Annotated in this window: 13 protein-coding genes; 4 read left to right on the top strand and 9 right to left on the bottom strand. The window is 66.5% G+C overall.

The window, feature by feature from the left end:
* Positions 1-232: 232 nt before the first annotated feature.
* The 3 genes from AC5FRV_RS13015 to AC5FRV_RS13005 form a co-directional block, all read right to left on the bottom strand.
* On the bottom strand, positions 233-1,900 hold the full coding sequence (locus tag AC5FRV_RS13015; protein WP_493561518.1) for a phospholipase D-like domain-containing protein: 1,668 nt from the start codon (positions 1,898-1,900) through the stop codon (positions 233-235).
* A 96-nt stretch (positions 1,901-1,996) separates the two neighbouring features.
* On the bottom strand, positions 1,997-3,268 hold the full coding sequence (locus AC5FRV_RS13010) for a HEAT repeat domain-containing protein (RefSeq protein WP_493561517.1): 1,272 nt from the start codon (positions 3,266-3,268) through the stop codon (positions 1,997-1,999).
* Positions 3,269-3,360: 92 nt separating this feature from the next.
* Complete coding sequence (locus tag AC5FRV_RS13005; RefSeq protein WP_493561516.1) at positions 3,361-3,894, bottom strand: cob(I)yrinic acid a,c-diamide adenosyltransferase; 534 nt, start codon at positions 3,892-3,894, stop codon at positions 3,361-3,363.
* Positions 3,895-4,150: 256 nt separating this feature from the next.
* On the opposite strand from AC5FRV_RS13005, the gene AC5FRV_RS13000 reads away from it, so the two are divergent.
* Entirely contained in the window at positions 4,151-6,082 is a 1,932-nt protein-coding gene (locus tag AC5FRV_RS13000) for an asparagine synthase-related protein (RefSeq protein ID WP_493561515.1), read from the top strand.
* Positions 6,083-6,211: 129 nt separating this feature from the next.
* Here AC5FRV_RS13000 and AC5FRV_RS12995 read toward each other — a convergent pair whose 3' ends face one another.
* Positions 6,212-7,417 (bottom strand): carboxylate--amine ligase, encoded by a 1,206-nt coding sequence (locus AC5FRV_RS12995; RefSeq protein WP_493561514.1) that lies wholly within the window; start codon positions 7,415-7,417, stop codon positions 6,212-6,214.
* Positions 7,418-7,758: 341 nt separating this feature from the next.
* On the opposite strand from AC5FRV_RS12995, the gene AC5FRV_RS12990 reads away from it, so the two are divergent.
* On the top strand, positions 7,759-7,929 hold the full coding sequence (locus AC5FRV_RS12990; protein ID WP_177227234.1) for a DUF7838 family putative zinc beta-ribbon protein: 171 nt from the start codon (positions 7,759-7,761) through the stop codon (positions 7,927-7,929).
* Between the two features lie 352 nt (positions 7,930-8,281).
* Positions 8,282-8,653, top strand: coding sequence for a response regulator (locus tag AC5FRV_RS12985; protein ID WP_493561513.1), 372 nt, complete (start codon positions 8,282-8,284; stop codon positions 8,651-8,653).
* 150 nt (positions 8,654-8,803) lie between these two features.
* Here AC5FRV_RS12985 and gcvPB read toward each other — a convergent pair whose 3' ends face one another.
* The 4 genes from gcvPB to gcvT form a co-directional block, all read right to left on the bottom strand.
* Complete coding sequence (gene gcvPB, locus AC5FRV_RS12980) at positions 8,804-10,288, bottom strand: aminomethyl-transferring glycine dehydrogenase subunit GcvPB (RefSeq protein WP_493561512.1); 1,485 nt, start codon at positions 10,286-10,288, stop codon at positions 8,804-8,806.
* The gene (gene gcvPA / locus AC5FRV_RS12975) at positions 10,285-11,610 is read right to left on the bottom strand and encodes an aminomethyl-transferring glycine dehydrogenase subunit GcvPA (RefSeq protein ID WP_493561511.1); all 1,326 of its coding nucleotides are present in this window, start codon (positions 11,608-11,610) and stop codon (positions 10,285-10,287) included. The genes gcvPB and gcvPA overlap by 4 nt, the downstream gene beginning before the upstream one ends.
* Before the next feature lie 503 nt (positions 11,611-12,113).
* Positions 12,114-12,497, bottom strand: a complete 384-nt coding sequence (gcvH, locus tag AC5FRV_RS12970) for a glycine cleavage system protein GcvH (protein WP_493561510.1) — start codon at positions 12,495-12,497, stop codon at positions 12,114-12,116.
* Entirely contained in the window at positions 12,494-13,585 is a 1,092-nt protein-coding gene (gene gcvT, locus AC5FRV_RS12965; protein WP_493561509.1) for a glycine cleavage system aminomethyltransferase GcvT, read from the bottom strand. Before gcvT ends, gcvH begins: the two co-directional genes overlap by 4 nt.
* Before the next feature lie 367 nt (positions 13,586-13,952).
* Here gcvT and AC5FRV_RS12960 point away from each other — a divergent pair, with 367 nt between their 5' ends.
* A complete protein-coding gene (locus AC5FRV_RS12960) occupies positions 13,953-15,113 on the top strand; it encodes a CBS domain-containing protein (RefSeq protein WP_493561508.1) in 1,161 nt (386 codons plus the stop codon).
* Between the two features lie 53 nt (positions 15,114-15,166).
* On the opposite strand, the gene AC5FRV_RS12955 is transcribed toward AC5FRV_RS12960, so the two are convergent.
* Positions 15,167-15,610: a universal stress protein gene (locus AC5FRV_RS12955; protein WP_493561507.1), complete on the bottom strand. Its 444-nt coding sequence runs from the start codon at positions 15,608-15,610 to the stop codon at positions 15,167-15,169.
* Positions 15,611-15,619: the final 9 nt, after the last annotated feature.

Raw genomic sequence — 15,619 nt, 5'->3', positions numbered from 1 at the left:
TATCAATCGCGAGCGCGTTTTATCGCGCGAGCGATGTTGTCCCTGGAGGACTGAAAGGGCGAGGTGCGGTCGGCGAAGCACGGCGACGCAAGCACCGCAGCCGAAGGCGAGGAGCGCAGCGAGACGCGCGAGACGAGCGTGCCGAGGGCTTTCGAAATGTTGCCGTTTCCTATTCCGTCTCTCTCTCGAACACACCAGATCGCTCACTACATACACTGTACTGACCAGTACGTCATCCTTCGAACTCCAGACGCCGCGCGACCAGTCCAGCCACGATCAAACATCCAACGACAGCGCCGATCAATCCGACCGGTAGTTCCGGCTTCCCGTCACCCCAGTCCGCGTCGAACACCTCGCCGTAGTAGTCGGCCACCTCGTCACCGTAGAGCAGGAGGACCACTTCGCGATTCCTCGTCGCCGCCTGCTCGTTCCAGTTCAGGCTCCCCAGAACGACTCGGTCGTCGTCGACGACGGCGCCCTTCGCGTGGATTTTCTCGTATCGATCCCCTGGCTCGGCGAGCTTTACGGAGAACGAGACGTCCCGGTCGCTCGCCCACTCCTCGAAGCGGTCGGCCAGTTTCCGGTTGTCCTCCCGGTTGTACCAGGCGTTGCCGAGCAGCAGCCGGATGTCGACGCCGCGGCGGGCCGCTCGGCGGAGGGCCGTGACGAGCGGCGAGTCCCAGTCGCCGAGAGTAACCTGGACGACGTCGACGGAGTCGTCGGCCGAATCGATGGTGCGGACGAGTCGCTGCTGGGCGTTGTCGGGCGCGACCAGCAGGTCGGTCCGGTCGACGCCGACCCTGGTGGCCTCGACGCGCGTCGGATAGTCGCCGACGGACCGCTCGCCGCGCTCGAACTGGCGACCTCGTCGGAAGTCGCCCCAGGACTTCGCGTCGCGCCAGCCCGCGTCGGCCCGGAACGTCGCCACCAGCCCGTCGACGACGCGGGGCTGGCCAGTCACGACGCCCCAGCCGCGGCTGCTGTTCCCGCCCGTTCCGGCCGGTTTCCAGTTCTCGGTCATCACGACTGCGCGGTCGTCGACGACGGCGTACTTGGCGTGATGGTAGTCGTACCGGGCGTGCTCGCCGCCGAGAAGCCGCACCTCGACGCCGGCCGCGACGAGACGGTCGAGCAGTGCTGCCTCACGCTGGGTTCGGCCACCGACCGGCTCGCCTTCCAGTAGCACTCGAACCGTAACCCGGCGGTCGTGGGCGCGAACGAGCGCGTCCACCACTCGCTGGGAGGTGAGAGTGTAGCCAGCGAGGAGAATACGCCGGTCGGCCCCACGGAGCGTCTCGGCCGGGACGGCGGGCGAATCGGGAAGGACGAAGGCCCGGACTCGTCCGGCGTCACCGCGGACGACGGGTCTGTCGGTTGCGCCGACCTGCTGCCAGCGGATGCGGGAGTCGTTCCAGGTTGCGATCTCGCCCTCCGGCGCGTCGCGGTAGCGGCGTTCGTGAACGACGGTGGCGTTTCCTCCGTCGACCGTTTCGTTGCGCTGGCCGGTAGTCTCGATTCGCTCGATCCGGACGGCTTCGCCGCCGTTAGCCAGCGAGAGCGACGATTCGACGAGAACCGGGTGGTCGGTCAGATTGGCTGCTCGCGGGTCGTTCGCGACGGCGACGCGACCGCTGGCCGACGCGTTGGCCAGCGAGACGGTCGCCTCACCGTCGGTGAAGACGTAGTTGGCGGGGTCGACGCCGGACGGGAGCGAGACGACGGCGTACTCGCCCGCGTCGTCGTCGGCGATGGGGTTCGGGTACAGTTCGACGATGACGGGCTCAGACCCTGCAGGCGTCGCTTCGGGAGCAGACGTTGCAGTGAATGCGGCCGTTCCCATCCCCGTTACCGTCACCGGGAGACTGCAGACGAGGACGAGGGCGACCAGCAGTCTTCGCATCGCGACGGTCTGGTCCCCTCATCGGGGATAAAGGCTCGGAGAAAACGACGTGGAAGCGGGAACTGTAGCAGCGGTGCGAAGCGAGTCGTTCGTAGTTCAGACGCCGGCGGCCTTCTCGGCCTCGGCCTGGACGAGGTACGCGCGGTCGTCGGTGTACTCGCTGGCGACCTCGAGGGCGCGTTCGGTGCCGATCTGGCGGAGCGCCCACGCCGCGGAGGCGCGGACGGCGTCCTCGTCGTCGTCTGCGAGGACGTCCGAGAGGGGCTGGATGGCGCGCGTGTCGCCGAGCAACCCCAGCGCGCGGGCGGCCATCGACCGGATCTCCGGGTCGTCGGCGTCGAGTCGGTTGGCGACCGGCTGGGTCGACTCCTCGCTGCCCATCTCACCGAGCGCGCGCAGGACTATCTTCTGGAGCGACGCGTCGCCGTCCCCGTCGATGAAGTCGTGGAGCGTCTCGGCGGCCGCCGGATCCCCGATCTTGCCGAGGATCTCGATGGGCGCCTTGTTGCGCTTCTGGGCCCGCTGGTGGAGTTCGTCGAACGCCGGCGCGGCGTCTTTGCCCATGTGGAGCAGCTGGTCGAAGACGTACTCCTCGAAGAAGTCGGAGTCGCCGAGCTTGTCCAGCGCCAGCAGGATGGGCTCGACTTCGCCGTCGTTGGCGTAGAGCTTGATGGCGTTCCACTCCGGCGGGAAGTCCTTGCGGTTCTCGTTGGTCAGGACGTCGTAGAACCCCTGGGCGGCGAGTTGCTCCTGGACGGTGAGGTCCTGCCAGGTCTCGGCGGCCTCCAGGTCGTCCTCCAGCGTCTCGGCGGCCTCCAGCAGGCTCGCGATTTCCTCGCTGTCGTCGTCCGGGTCGAGGCCCGAATCGGCGATGGTCCCGGCGACGGCGTCGAGCGCGGTCGCCGCGTCATCGGTGGTGTTGCCCGCCGAGACGGTGACGGAAACGTACTCGTCGGCGGTTTCGAGGAAGTCTTCGACGGCGGCGATGGCCTCGTCTTCGCCGTCGGCTGTCCACTCGCTATCGGCGACGGTGGCCTCGGCGTCCTCGACGACGGCCGCGACGTCCTCGACGTAGGGCCCTCGCTGGGCCTCGAGGTCGTCGCGGAGGTCCGAGAGCCGGGACTCCAGGTCCTCCCGGGGGTCTTCGGCGTCCTCCTCGTCCTCGTCCGGTTCGGGCAGGTCGGCGGCTTCGAGGTCGGACTCGATGCCGTCGAGTTCCGCCTCGACGTCGTCCAGGTCCGCCTCGGTCTCCGCCGCCTCCAGGTCCGCCGCCGCGTCGTCGAGCCGCTGCTCGAACGTCACGACGGGCCCTTCTGCGGCGGCCGACTCGTCGCCGTCGGCGTCTTCGGCGTCGTCCCCGTTGCTCATGCTTTGCGATGTGTCTGTCCGGGCCAAAGGCGTTTCTATCCAGTGCGAGGGGTCGCAGTTCCTGCGAGCGGTCGTAACTGGTCGCCGAGAACTCAGTACTCGGGACTCTCTTCGGGGACGTCGTCGCGCTGGTTGACGAGGCGGGCGAGCGTGAACAGCGCGTCAGAGAGGCGGTTCAGGTAGGCGACGGCAGTCTCGTTGATGGACTCCTCGGCGGCCAGCGAGACGGCGCGTCGTTCGGCACGGCGACAGACCGCGCGCGCGTGGTGGAGCTTCGCACCCGAGTCGGATCCGCCGGGCAGGATGAAAGACGTGAGGGGTTCGAGTTCGTCGTCCGCCGAATCGATGTACGTTTCCAGTTCGTCGACGTGGTCCTCCGCGACCTGCGGGTGGTCCTCGTCCGGATCGGGGTTGGCGAAATCCGCCTGGACGACGTGGAGGTGGTTCTGGATATCGCGCAACTGCTCGTCGATGTCGTCGTACCCCGTGGGCCTGACCGACCCGACCAGCGCGTTGACCTCGTCGACGGTGCCGTAGGCCTCGATGCGACGGCTGTCCTTGGACACCCGGTCCATCGTCCGCAGGTCGGTCTGGCCCTCGTCGCCGCGACCGGTGTAGATAGGCATAGGCTATCGTCGCACGGTACACACTTAGAAGTGCACGCCCAGGGCTTTCGTCCGGTGATTGACGCGGCGCCACGTCACTATCGGCAGGTTTCTTACGCCCGATTAATCATAATACGTATGAAAGTTTTAACCGTTAATTAAAAGCGTTATTAGCTCTTACGGTGAAATCGAGGAATGAGTAGAGCTGGACTACCGGCACTGACTGGCAGAGGGATGGTGGGGGACGACCGAACGTCACCGGGGACGCACTAAACGGATGGTGGGACTCTGTGGGGTACTCGGGACGGATAGTGAACTCCCCGGCGAAATGACCGAGTGGGTGACCTGGCGCGACGACGAGCGAACGGATTCGTACGCCGACGAGGACGTCGAACTGGTGGTGTCCTGTCACCCGCGGCTCGCGGGCGACCAGCCCGTCTTCGCGACGGGAGAGGATACGCTCGTGTGGGTCTGGGGGGACGTCTACGGCCACGGGAGCGGTGAGGACTACACCCCGCGACCACACGATGCGGGCACGAGTGCGAGCTTCTGTGCCCACCTGTACGGGGAACACGGCATCGAGATGGTCGAAGCGCTCAACGGCGACTTCGCGCTCGTCGTCTACGACCGGACCGCCGACGTCGTCTCCTTCGTCACCGACCGGGTGGGGACGCGACCGATATACTACGCGCGCCCGGACGAGGAGACGTTCGTCTTCGCCTCGAACCTGCAGGCGCTGCCGTATCACCCAGACGTCGACGTGGCGTTTCAGGAACCGTACTTGCAGGAGTACCTGGCGCTCCGGCGCGTGTTCGGCGTGGAGACGCCGCTGTCCGGCGTTCGAGAGCTCCAGCCGGCGTCGGTCACGTCGATCGACCTCGACGACCTGACGATGAACGAGGCATCCTACTGGCGGCCCCACTACGAGCCGGTGAACAGGTCCGCCTCGTGGTTCGTCGACCGCTTCACCGAGACGCTCCGGACCATCTTCGAGGAGTGGACGCGCGACGACCTCGACTACGGCCTGCTGTTGAGCGGCGGCAGCGACTCCCGCCTCGTCGAGGCCTGCATCGACCAGCCCGTCACCGCGTTCCACGTCACCGACTGGAACAACCGGGAGACCAGGGTCGCGAGACACGTCGCCGAGACGGCGGGCGACGACTTCCACCCGCTCTACCGGGACGACGTTCACGAAGCCAGGTCCCTCGGAACCACGCCACCGCTCTCGAACTTCAGCGGCTGGTTCGATCAGGCCTACTGTGCGGAGTTCGAGGAAGAGATCCGCGAGGAGGTCGACGTCCTCGTCTCGGGGCTGTTCGCTGACATGCTGTTCGGTGGCGGCCCCATCCAGACCAGGAGTTACTCGCTCGGGCCCGTCGGCAAACTCTCGGTCCCGATCGGTCGACGAGTCGACGACGTCGAGGACTACGTCGCGGCCAAGACCGGCGACCGCGGTGAGATACCCTACTTCACGCCGGACCTGTCGCTTTCCGACGTCGTCGCCGACGGTATCCGACGGACGGCCGACGGCGGCGTCGTCAGCCACGGCGTTCGCTACGAGTCACTGCGCGACCTGGTGATGTACGGCGACTACTACCCGCTGAGCGCCGACACAGAGGCCATCTTCTCGCGGAGCCTCACGCAGATCCGTCCGTACCGGACGCCGTTCCTGGACAACCGACTGCTCGACCTCCAGCAACAGGTCCCGGTGAAGTACATGTTGCGACGCGACCTGGTCGGCGCGGGACTCCGGACGGTCGACCCGGCCCTCGCCGACATCCCCCACGCGGGGACCGGCGTCCCGCCGTCGACGTCGTTCCCGGTCGCGTACGTCCGGAAGAACCTGATCGGGCTCTACCGCAAACACGTCTGCGACGAACCCGTCCCGGCCCCCTATCTCGACCACAGGCCGTGGCCGGACCGCCGCGAGTTGCTCCGGGCGTTTCCCTTCGCCATCGACGCCATCCGCGAGAACGAGGACCTCATTCGCGCCCTTCCCTTCCTCGATTACGACGGCGTCCGGGAGACGTTCCAGTCTCACCAGGTGAACGAAGACAACCACACGACCCTGTACTCGCTGCTGACGCTTCTGGAGATGCCCCTCACCGACCACCTCGCGCCGTCCGCTGGCGACGAAGACGGAGACGCCGTTCCGGAGACGGCAACCGCCGAGCCGACGGGCGACGAAGTCGGCACGCACCCGCTCTGAACCCGTTCTGAACCCGCTGGCGTTCTCCGCCGCTTGCCGGCCGGGCCTGAACGAATCGGGCTGAACGAGCCTAACCGAAGGAATCGACTTCATCAAGGCTGGGCGAGACGTCGACGAGACTATTCCCGATCAGTCGATTCGCCTGTCGACAGCGCCGGAACTCGCAGTGAGGGCCTGCCTGACGACCGGCAACGGGTCGTCGAGGTGGAGGTAGTCGAACCCCGTCGTCTCGAACCAGGAGCGAGCGATGTCGAGCGCGGTCGAGGACAGCGACGGCCGGTCGACGAGCGAGGAGCGCTTGCGTGCCACGCTGACGAGGTGTTCGAGCTCACCGAAGAGGTAGTGCGTCCCGACGCCGACCTCGTACTCCGGGTAGATCCGTTCCGGCCGGCCGGTCGCCTGCAGCCAGTACCAGTACGGGAAGTCCGCGCCGGCCCGGATCGCGCAGGCGAGCGACTGCCACGTCCGCGGGTTGATTTCGACGAGCGAGAACTCGCCGGTCTCTGCGTCCTCGATGTACTCGATGCAGGCGAGCCCGTGCCACTCGAGTTCGTCGAGGATTGCGCGCCCTGTTTCCGCCAGTTCCGGGACGTCTACCGTCTCGCGGTAGACGCCGCCACCGCCGGTGTAGGAGTCCTCGCGGAGCTGCCGGTGCTGGAACGTCGCCAGCGGGTCGCCGTGGTCGTACAGCGCCCCGAAGACGTACTCGTCGGTGCCGTCGACGTACTCCTGGACGATCGGTTCGTGTTGCATCTCCGCGCGAATTCCGTCCGTATCGAGGACCTCAGAGGCGCGGAAGTGGTACGTCGGTTTGGCGATGTGGGACTCCCCCGGCCCGAAGGAGTCCACGTACTCGTCGACGAGCAGGTTGTACCGGGACTTGACGATCCGATCGGCGTCCCAGTCGACCGCGTCCTCGAGGAGTCGAGTCTCGGGGACGGCGACGCCGGCGTCCGCTGCGATTTCCGCGAGGCGCTTGCGGTCGTGGACGGCTTTCAACGTGTCGAGCGGCGGGACGACCAGATCGACGTGGCGGTCGAACGCGTCGTAGAACTTCGAGAGGACGTAGGGGCCCTGGGGTCGGTGCGGGATTATCGTTCGCACCTCCGGCCGGGCGGCGATGCCCAGCAGCGCGTCCCTGTAGGCCAGGACGTCGTGCGACGGCGGCACCCGAACCACTTCGTCGCAGTACCGCGACGCGGTGACCGGGAGGTTGTCGTCCGAGACGGCGACGATGGTGTGGACGTCGGTGCGACCGAACGACCGGACCGACGCGTAGCCGTGCGGATACCGCGAGGCCGGAACGACCACGGCGTCCCGATTCTCACCCGGCACGGTGCACCCCCGCTCCGTCTTCAGCCCACGCCTGCAGTCTCGATCCGACCCCCGATTCCACCCGTTCACCGCCGCAGACGGTGAATTCGATACGTAACCCCCCTGATCGTACCATCGATCACCCCTCTATTTTCAGAGACCTTATCAGTTGTGTTCAACCGTAATTTTGAGAATCGAACGTGCAATGTGGCTAATAAACCGTTTACGGCTCGCTGCCAGCCCGACGATAGCTGGCGAGAGACGGGAAACCGCAAGCTACGCCAGATCGATTTGATATAGCGAAATAGAATTCATTGCCTCTAAACCGGGAGTTTGAACTGCGACGGCGAAAAACGTCCGCTATGGCCCTCGAAATGCAGCATTACTGCCCGGACTGCGGCGGCGAACAGACGTTCTGGCGGGTCGCGAGCACCGAGATGCACCTCGGCGAGAAGGTGAAGTGGAACTGTGGTGAATGCGACTACGGCTTCGTCAGGATCGACGAGACCGTCGACACCAGCGTCTCGGCCTGAACGCCCCGACCAGGGAGTTCGGTACCGGACGGAGCGTTCTCCACAACTCGATACTGCTCGATAGCCCTCCGAGCTGCGCATTTGTCCGTGGAGTCGAATGGCCACCACGTGGATCCCGACTGGGCCGACGCTTCCGACGGCGGTCGGGAGCCACCGGTCAGAACGTTACCGCCCCGGATTGCCATCGGCGAACACGCACACCAGTCCGGTCCCTTTCCCGTCTCCCAGGGCAACGAGCCATCGATCCCGCTGACGCGGACATAGTCGAATGTTGATACGTCGATCGTGGAATCTCTGGCGGCGAGACGGTGATCAGCAGGTTTTAACGGGAAAAGTCTCCAAGAAGTAACCAATGGCAATCGAAGTACTCGTCGTCGACGAGGAGGCGGACGTCCTCGACATCACCGAGACTTTTCTCGACCGACAGGACGGGCTGTCCGTGGCTTCGGAGATGGACCCCGAGCGAGCGGCCGAGCGCATCATCGACGGCGAGTGTGACGCCGTCGTCAGCGACCTGACCATGCCGGACCTCAACGGGCTGGAACTGTGCCAGCGCGTGCGCGAGGCCGGTCGTGAGGTCCCCTTCTTCCTGTTTACCGGTCGTGACGAGACCGAAATCGACGACTCGCCGGGCAAGGAGTGCGTGACCGGCTTCGTCCGGAAGGGGACGGGCACCGAACAGTACGAGACGCTCGCCGAGAACATCCGGAACGCAGTCGCCTGACCGCGACCGGGCGGTACCCGGCTGGCGTTCACTCTCTACAACTGCAGGCTTCTCTCGCGGCATCACCATCCGCCCACAGCCCTCCCGGTACTTCGACGGCAAGACCGTTGAAGCGACGGGAGGTGAAGCACCGCACCTCCGGCGGTGTCTTCACTCGGACAGTTCGCGCCAGGAGAGTCGTGGCTCTCGAGCGGCCGAGACCTGGTCGATGCGCCCGGCGGCCGTCCGCGTCGGCGCGGACGCGAGCGCGTCGTCGTCCTCGGCCGCGACCGCGTCGAAGGCGGCTGCGAGCTGGTCGAGCGTGTGCTTGCTCTCGATTTCGGTCGGTTCGGTCATCAGCGCCTCCGGGACGATCTCGGGCCACTTCGTCGTCGGCGGGTGGACGCCGTAGTCGAGCATCCGCTTGGCGACGTCGGCGGCGTCCTGGTCGCCGGCCGAGGCGACGAACTCGTGGTGGAACGGGCCGAACGGGACGTCGTAGGAGAGTCTCGAGGCGAGGTAGTTCGCGTTGAGCACGGCCTTCGCGCTGGCGTCCGCGAGGCCCTCGTCACCGAGGCGCGCGATGTAGGCGTAGGCCTTCAGCAACACGGGCCAGTTGCCATGGAAGCCGTGGACCTTGCCGATCGAGTGTTCGGGGTCGAACAGTTCGAACGTTCCGCCCCGTTCCTTGACGCGGGGCGCAGGCAGGTACGGTTCGAGGCGTTCGGCCACGCCGATAGGGCCAGCGCCGGGGCCGCCGCCTCCATGGGGCGTCGCGAACGTCTTGTGGACGTTGTAGTGCATCACGTCGAAGCCCATGTCGCCAGGGCGAGCGCGACCGAGCAGGGCGTTGAGGTTGGCGCCGTCGTAGTAGAGCAGCCCGCCGGCGTCGTGGACCAGGTCGGCGATGGCCTCGATGTCGCGCTCGAACAGCCCCAGCGTGTTGGGGTTGGTCAGCATCAGTGCGGCGGTGTCGTCGCCGACAGCGGCCTCGAGGGCGTCCACGTCGACACGGCCGTCGTCGTCGGAGGGGAGTTCGACGACGTCGTAGCCGGCCATCGCTGCGCTGGCGAAGTTGGTCCCGTGGGCCGAGTCCGGGATCACCACTTCGGAGCGGTCGTTCCCGTTTGCCTCGTGGTAGGCCTTCGCGACGAGGATGCCGGCGAACTCGCCGGCGGCGCCCGCCGGCGGCTGGAGCGAGACGGCGTCCATCCCGCCGATGCGCCCGAGATAGTCCTGGAGGCCGTGCATGATCTCCAGAGTCCCCTGGACGTACCGCTCCGGTCGGTCGGGATGGACGGCGGCCGTCGGCAGGGCGGCCAGATCCTCCGTCACCGGTGGGTTGTACTTCATCGTACACGAGCCGAGCGGGAACGGACCCGAGGTGACGCCGTAGTTCATCTGGGAGAGCCGGGTGTAGTGACGCGCGATCTCCGGCTCTGAGACGTCCGGCAGTTCGAGCGAGTCCCTGGTGAGGTCGTCGGGGAGGACCCCTTCGTCGCCGGCGTCGTCGGGGTCACCGCCACTGTTACCGTCCGCCTGGCCATTGCCACCGCCACTGATCTCGACCGTCTTCGTCGACTTTTCGGAGAGCAGTGGTTCGTACGCCTCGCCGTCCTCGTCGTCGATCCAGCGTGCCTGGTCGTATCTCGTCATGGCGCCACCTCCTCGAACGTCTCGACGAAGTCGTCCTTCGAGTGCTCCGTCGTCTCGGTGGCGCAGACCTGGATCAGGTGTTCACCCACGGCGTGGACGGCGTATCCCTCCTTCGCGAGGTCCGCGCGCACCGCCACCGCGGGCTGGTCGGTCCGGGCGACGAACTCCCGGAAGTGGTGGCGGTCGTGAACCGGAGCTTTGACGCCCTCGATTTCGTCGAGTCGCGCCGCGAGATCGCGCGCTCGCGTGACGCACGACTCGGCCAGGTCGACCAGCCCGTCGGGTCCGAGCCAGGCGGCGTGGATGGCCGTCCGCAGGGCGACCCACGCCTGGTTCGTACAGATGTTCGAAGTGGCGCGCTCGCGGCGGATGTGCTGTTCGCGCGTCTGGAGCGTGAGGGTGTACGCCCGCCGACCCGAGTCGTCGTCGCTCGCACCGACGAGTCGCCCGGGCACCTGTCGGAGATAGTCTTCGTGGGTGACGAACAGCCCGAGGCCCATCCCATAGGCCGTGCCCGTCCCCAGGGTGCTCGCGTCGCCGACCACCACGTCGGCGCCGACGGCGGCGGGTTCTTCGAGCAGTGCGAGCGCGACCGGGTCGGAACCCAGGCAGAACAGTGCGCCGTGGTCGTCGGCGAAATCGCCGATTGCCGAGAGGTTCTCCTCGATGGTCCCTCGGACCGTCGGGTTCTCGGCGTACACCATCGCCACGTCGTCGTCGAGCGCGTCCGCGAGGCCGTCGACGTCGACGTTCCCGTCGTCCATCGGGTAGCTGTCGACCGCGATATCCGACCCGGCCGCGTAGTTCTCCAGTACCTCCCGCTTGCCCTCCCGGAGGAGGTCCGGCACCAGGACGCGGTCGCCCGAGACGCTCCGGACGCGCCGGGAGAGCGTCGCCGCCTCACCCAGCGCCGTCGCGGCGTCGTACGTCGAGCAGTTCGCGACGTCGAGACCCGTCAGTTCGACGAGCATCGACTGGAACTCGAACAGCGCCTGCAGGAACCCCTGTGCGACTTCGGGCTGGTACTGCGTGTAGGAGGTGAGAAACTCCGAGCGGCCGGCCAGGTCGTCGACAACCGAGGGGACGTAGTGGTCGTAGTGGCCCCGCCCGAGGAACTCGGTCACGTCGTCGTTCCGCTCCAGGATGCGCTCGACGTGCCGGCGCGTCTCGCGCTCCGAGCGGGCCTCGATGCCGAACTCGTCGTCGAACCGGACCGACGCGGGGATGTCGAACAGGTCCGCCTCGGTCTCGACGCCGACCGCTTCCAGCATCTCTGCGGTCGTCTCCGGCGTATGCGGTGCGTACGGACTCCCCTCAGACATCAGAATAGCCTCCCGTGACGCGCGTCATTGGCCCGAATTAGCGGCCGGCGCTATTTCACTGTGGCCTTTCGCGGTGTCTGAGTGAGAGAGTTCTCTGTTCGATGGCTAGCAGTGGGCTGCGATACCGCAAACACGTCGAAAGCCTTCGGCCCGTTCCGGTCCCGCGACTCGCTGCGGGCCTCGCCCTTTCAGTTCGCCAGGTAGAACCGCAGGCAGCACTGCCCTTCCCCGGGTCGAGCGAATCCTCGCGTCGGCTCGGTTCGCGCTCCCGGCCTGTGGCTCACTGTTGCCTGAAAAAATCCAGCATAAGATACCCCACCAGAACAATCAGGAATAGTATCACGAAGAGTTGAAGCGCGCCGATGATGCCCATGGAGGAGCTTACTGAATCCCTCGCTTTGTTCTCTTCGATAGGCTGTCAAGTCAAGAGTAAACTACCAAGCCCCGCCCATCATCAGAGACGGAGCCAAAAGACGAACGTGGTCTAACCGAGACCCACGGGCTCATTCAATCTGATCGCGGTACTCGTCGGGGGAGAGCAGGTCCTCCAGATCGCTCTCGTCGGAGAGTTCCACCTCGATCAGCCAGCCGCCGCCGTAGGGGTCTTCGTTGACCAGTTCCGGCTGGTCGACCAGGTCGTCGTTGACGGCGGCGACTGTTCCGGAGACGGGGGCGTAGACGTCCGAGACGGCCTTGATCGACTCGACGACGCCGAAGTCGTCGCCCGCGGCCAGGTCCTCGCCCTCGCCCGGCAACTCGACGAAGACGACGTCGCCGAGTTCGTCCTGGGCGAACGCGGAGACGCCGATTCGGGCGGTCCCGTCCGTCTCGCGGACCCACTCGTGTGATTCGAGGAACAGACAGTCGTCTGGGACGTCGAAGCTCATCTGTCGAGGAATGGGGTGGCCCTGATACGTGCCTTCTTCGGTTCGCCGCGGACGACGACGCGGACGATCTTCCCCGACTCGATGGCCTCGCTCGGGAGGTACGCCAGCGCGATGGGGTCGCCCAGCGTCGGGCTCATCGTCCCGCTCGTCACGTGTCCGAGGTGTTCACCGTCGGCGGTCGTCACCTCGTAGCCCTGTCGGGGGACGCCGCGGTCGATGAGCGCGAGGCCGACCTGTTTCTCCTCGGGCCCCTCGGCGTCGACCCCTTCCAGCGCGTCGCGGCCCACGAACTCCGTGTCGAGTTTGACGACGAAGCCGATGCCCGCCTCGTAGGGGTTCCGGGGCTCGTCCTCGGGGTGGAAGTCCTGCCCTGAGAGGAGAAAGCCCATCTCCAGGCGGAGGGTGTCGCGTGCGCCGAGGCCGCAGGGCTGGCACTCGAGCGCGTCCCAGACCGTCTCGGCCTCGTCCCAGGGGCAGACCAGCTCGAAGCCGTCCTCGCCGGTGTAACCCGTGCGCGCGACGAGCGTCTCGACGCCGGCCACTGCCCCCTGGGCCAGGTCGAACCGCGAGAGGTCGTCCAGGTCGAGGCCGGTCTCCTCGTCGAGCAGTTCCGCCGCCTCGGGGCCCTGGAGAGCGATCATCGCGTACTGTGTCGTGCGATTGTCGACGTCAGCGTCCAGGCCCCAGTCGTCCCGATGGTCGCGCCAGCGGGCGGCCATCTCGTCGTCGTGGCCCGCGTTCGGGACGAACAGGTAGTCGCCGTCGACCGATTCGGGCAGGCGGTAGACCACCGTGTCGTCGATCATCACCCCGTCGTCGCGCGTAATGGCCGCGTAGTGGGCCTCGCCAGGGTCGAGTTCCGTCACGTCGTTGGTGGTGAGCAACTGAGTGAGGCGAGCGGCGTCGGGGCCCGAGACGACGATCTCCCCCATGTGCGAGACGTCGAACTTCCCCGCAGACTCCCGTACGGCAGCGTGTTCGGTCCGGATGGAGTCGAACTCGACGGGCATCTCCCAGCCGCCGAAGTCGGTGAAGCTCGCGTCCGCCCGCTCGTGGGTCGAACGTAGCGGCGGTGACCGGAGGGTCATGGTCGGTAAATCGGTCGGAACCGCCTTACATATTCCCCAAGCCGCCTGGAATCGCCGTTTCACGCGGTTCATATAAACTATATACCGCGATAGCAAATGTCCAAGAATTTCGACCCCCGGGCCTTTCTGAAGCCGGTTCGGGAAGGCCACCACGTCGCCGGCGAAAAGCCGGTCCGTTTCAACGAACAATCGGGCGGAAGATGGATTTAGAGAGTTCGAGAAGGCGTTTTCGACCGAATGGGGGAGAGAGGTACTGGACCGAGAAACTGGGCTCGCTAGCGGGTCACCAGCCCGGGGCCACATGTCACGGGAGCCAGCACATCTGGTCAGCCATGGAGTTCATTGGTCTCTGGCCCGAATGCCGGGTATGGCAAGTCTTCGCGTCGGTTCGCTGTTCGGCATCCCGATCAAGCTCGGCGCCTCCTTTCTGCTCGTCCTCCCGCTGCTGGCGTATCTCATCGGGACGCAGGTGACGCCGACCGTCGACCTGCTGAACCAGGTCTTCGGTACGGCCATCGCTCCCGGCGAACTCACGGACGGCCAGCTCCCCTGGCTCCTCGGCGTGAGTGCAGCGCTCGGGCTGTTCGTGAGCGTCCTCCTGCACGAACTGGGCCACTCGCTCGTGGCGCGCCGGTACGGACTGGAGATCGAATCGATCACGCTGTGGTTCCTCGGCGGCCTCGCCCAGTTCGCCGAGTTCCCCGAGGACTGGCGCCAGGAACTCACCATCGCGGTCGCCGGACCGGCCGTCAGCGTGATTCTCGGTGTCGCCTGTTACGGGCTCTTCACCGCGCTCCCGGCCGAACTACCCGCCGCGCTGTTCGTCGTCGGCTACCTCGCCGTCCTCAACGTCGTCCTCGCGGCGTTCAACATGTTACCGGGGTTCCCGATGGACGGCGGACGGGTGCTACGGGCGTTGCTCTCCCGGAATCGGTCACGTCTCCGGGCCACCCGCATCGCCGCGGCGGTCGGCAAGGGGTTCGCCTTCCTCCTCGGTATCGCCGGCATCCTCACGCTCAACCTCTTCTGGATCGTGATCGCCTTCTTCATCTTCGTCGCCGCGACCAGCGAGACCCAGCAGGTCGTCATGGAGGCCGCCTTCGAGGGGCTGACCGTCGGCGAAATCATGACGCCCGAAGCCGAACTCGATACGGTCACGGCCGAGACCTCCATCGAGGACCTGCTCGACCGGATGGTGCGCGAGCGCCACACCGGCTATCCAGTCCTCGACGGCGGCGCGCTAGTGGGCATCGTCACGCTCGAAGACGTTCAGGTGAAAGCACCGAGCGAACGTGACCTGGTAACTGTCGGTGACGTCATGTCCACAGATCTCGTGACGGTCACGCCAACCTCCGAAGCCGCAAAGGCGCTGAACACCCTCCAGCGTGAAGGGATCGGGCGGATCCTCGTCACCGACGGCGACGGAACCCTGGTCGGGCTCGTCTCCCGGACCGACCTGATGACCGTCTTCGAGATAACACAGACGAGCCAGGCGCGGTCGGTGACGCCACGATCAGCAGACGACTGATGGGGCCGAGAACCGGGACGGCGCTCGACTGCCCCGGTCTCATTCGGCCGCTCTCACTCGGACTCGCCCCGCTGGCCCCTCGATATCGGGACGGTCAGCACGGGAACGTCGACGCTCCTGATCACCTTCTCCGTCGTGCTCCCGACGAGATAGCGGTCGAGCCCGCTTCGTCCGTGGGTCCCCATGACGACGACGTCCCCCGGCCGAGTCGTCTCGACGATGGTCGTCGCGGGCGTTCCCTCCGCGATGTCGCTCGTCACGCCCAGGCCCGCCCGGCGAGCGCGCCCGGTGACCGAGTCGACGTGTTCCCGACCGATGGTCTCCAGTTCCTGGACGACCTGACCGGCGTACGCGTCGGTCGTCCGGCCGACCGTCACGTCGACGACGTAGAGGACGTAGAGCGGGGCGTCGTACCGCTCGGCCAGTTCCATGGCGTCGGCCGCGGCGACGTCGGCCGCGTCGCTGCCGTCGGTGGGGTGAAGTACGCGCTCGTACATGGACAGCAG

It is taken from the genome of Halomicrobium sp. HArcel3 (assembly GCF_058933135.1).
This window is presented reverse-complemented; position numbering and strand designations above follow the sequence as displayed.